This is a genomic window from Mesorhizobium sp. M7A.F.Ca.CA.004.04.2.1 (assembly GCF_004022825.1).
Taxonomy (GTDB): Bacteria; Pseudomonadota; Alphaproteobacteria; order Rhizobiales; family Rhizobiaceae; genus Mesorhizobium.
In genome coordinates this window covers 1-2,183 of the sequence record NZ_RZPH01000986.1, presented here as the reverse complement: position 1 = coordinate 2,183, position 2,183 = coordinate 1, and the positions used below count along the sequence as shown (strand labels likewise).

Genomic DNA, 2,183 nt, shown 5'->3' with positions numbered 1-2,183 from the left:
GCAATGGAGAGCGCAGTGGCGATGGGCCGCTTACTTGCGAAGTTGCTAAAATAATGAAATGTTGTCCGCGGGAAATGGGAATGAGGCAGGGACTGATCGGAACCGCCGCGGTTTCGACGGTTTTGGGAAACCATGTATTTTGGACAGTTTCTCGTAGGAATGTCAGCCACGGCCATCATCGTCGCGGTCTGGACCTATATGGTTACCGGCTCTTTCTGGGAGGCATTTGCCTGGACGATAGCGACGCTGCTTGTCCTGCAGGTCGGCTACTTCGTGCTCATCGTGAGGCTGATCTTCAGGGGCTCGCACGATATCGCGCCGAGCGAGGATCCGGTAGACGCCTTCCCGCCATTGCGTCGCGACGGTGTCCGGCTTTAAGACCGGGTAGCCAGGATCACTCGCGCGTGTGCGCCCGGGCAATTCGGGGAACCTCGCCACCAGCGCGACCACGGTGTTTGGTCACCGAGACAGCGTCCGAGCATATCCCTGCCGGAGATTTCGGCGCAGCGTTATCGTGGGAACATGGCGCATGCGCGACCAGCTTCGCATGGAGCTCAGGCCGTCAGGTGGAACAAGTGATGATGCTTCGCGTTCTCTAGCGGTACCGGTGAGGTTGCCACCTCCATCGGAACTGCCATGGCTCGCTCTGCTCCCGGCGGGGCGAGCCTTTTTCGTGCTCCCATCGTCCAGATAGAGGGACGCGAGGCTGATTTGACGCGGCGACGACAGGTGCTTCGCCAATCCGACTACAGCAGGAATTTTTCGTCCTCTAATGTCCGCACACATTTGTGCAGGTTTTCAAGCATTTCCGCGCTGTCTGCCGCATGTATGATCAGCAACAAATTAATATCCGAGCCGAAAACGTAACATCTTCAATTCTGAAGTTCGATGGAACCGCATGGCAGCGGTGGAGTTTTTATGGAGGGCGGAATTCAATTGTCACTAGGAGACGGTCATGAAACTTTATCTTACAAGCGCGGCGGCCGCAGTCGTCCTGATGGGCGGCATTGGTGCGGCGCTGGCGGAGAGCGTCGTCGTCGTCCAGCCGGAGCAGGAGACGGTCGTTCGCGAATACATCAAGAGGGAACCGCTTGCCTCGGTGAACCTTCTGGGGGTCGAACTCAAGCTCGGCTCCTCGGTGCCGGACACTGTCGAATTGCGTGAGGTGCCCGACGTCAAATATCGCGTCGCCGTGATCAATGACCAGACGGTCCTCGTCGATCCGGAGACCCGCCAGATCGTTGAAGTGCTGCACTAAGGGGGTTCCCGCAGCACTGAACCTTGGGGAAAACCCGCCCCGACGTCGCGTCGGTGGCGGGTTTCCTTTGCCGCGACCCGCTATGGCCTATTCGGCGGCCAGTCTATCCTGCGTCTTGGTCTCGAAATCGCTGGCGTCGTGGCGCTCATGCAATTGCATGGCAGGCTCGCCGAAAGCGCGGTTGACCATGCGGCCGCGCTTGACCGTCGGTCGTGCGTCGATCGCCTTGGCCCAGCGTTGAACATGTGTGTATTCCTGCACGGACAGGAACTCGGCGGAATCATTGTACATGCGGCCGAGCGCCAGCCCGCCATACCTGGGCCACACCGCCATATCGGCGATGGAATAGTCCTTGCCGCCGAGATATTCGGTCTCGGCCAGTCGGCGGTCGAGCACATCCATCTGGCGTTTCACCTCCATCGAGAAGCGGTCGATGGCATATTCGAACTTTTCCGGCGCATAGGCATAAAAGTGACCGAAGCCGCCGCCCAGATACGGCGCCGAGCCCATCTGCCAGAACAGCCAGGACAGCACCTCGGCGCGGGCCGGCTGTTCGGTCGGCAGGAATTCGCCGAACTTTTCGGCGAGATAGACCAGGATCGAACCGGATTCGAAGATGCGCACCGGCGTCTTGCCGCTGCGGTCCATCAGGGCCGGGATCTTGGAGTTGGGATTGACCTCGACGAAGCCGCTGCCGAACTGGTCGCCATCGTTGATCCGGATCAGCCAGGCATCGTATTCGGCGCCCTTGTGGCCGCGCGCCAGAAGCTCTTCCAGCATGACGGTGACCTTGACGCCGTTCGGCGTCGCCAGCGAATAGAGCTGCAACGGATGCTTGCCGACGGGCAGTTCCTTGTCATGCGTCGGTCCGGCGATCGGCCGGTTGATGCTGGCAAAGGCTCCGCCGCTCGGCTTGTTCCAGGTC

3 protein-coding genes are annotated in these 2,183 nt (G+C 60.1%); 2 read left to right on the top strand and 1 reads right to left on the bottom strand.

Going from position 1 to position 2,183, the window contains the following annotated elements; translation table 11 throughout:
• Positions 1–159: 159 nt before the first annotated feature.
• Positions 160–378, top strand: a complete 219-nt coding sequence (locus EN893_RS30180; RefSeq protein WP_236382731.1) for an exopolysaccharide production repressor protein — start codon at positions 160–162, stop codon at positions 376–378.
• 577 nt (positions 379–955) lie between these two features.
• Positions 956–1,258, top strand: coding sequence for a DUF1236 domain-containing protein (locus EN893_RS30175; RefSeq protein WP_027035237.1), 303 nt, complete (start codon positions 956–958; stop codon positions 1,256–1,258).
• A gap of 87 nt (positions 1,259–1,345) precedes the next feature.
• Here EN893_RS30175 and yghU read toward each other — a convergent pair.
• On the bottom strand, positions 1,346–2,183 hold an 838-nt coding region (yghU, locus tag EN893_RS30170), incomplete at its 5' end, for a glutathione-dependent disulfide-bond oxidoreductase (protein ID WP_128362029.1).

Excerpts from the sequence above, each read along its gene's own strand:
- EN893_RS30180 (WP_236382731.1), top strand. The coding sequence starts at position 160 with ATGTCAGCCACGGCCATCATCGTCGCGGTCTGGACCTATATGGTTACC.
- EN893_RS30175 (WP_027035237.1), top strand. The coding sequence starts at position 956 with ATGAAACTTTATCTTACAAGCGCGGCGGCCGCAGTCGTCCTGATGGGC.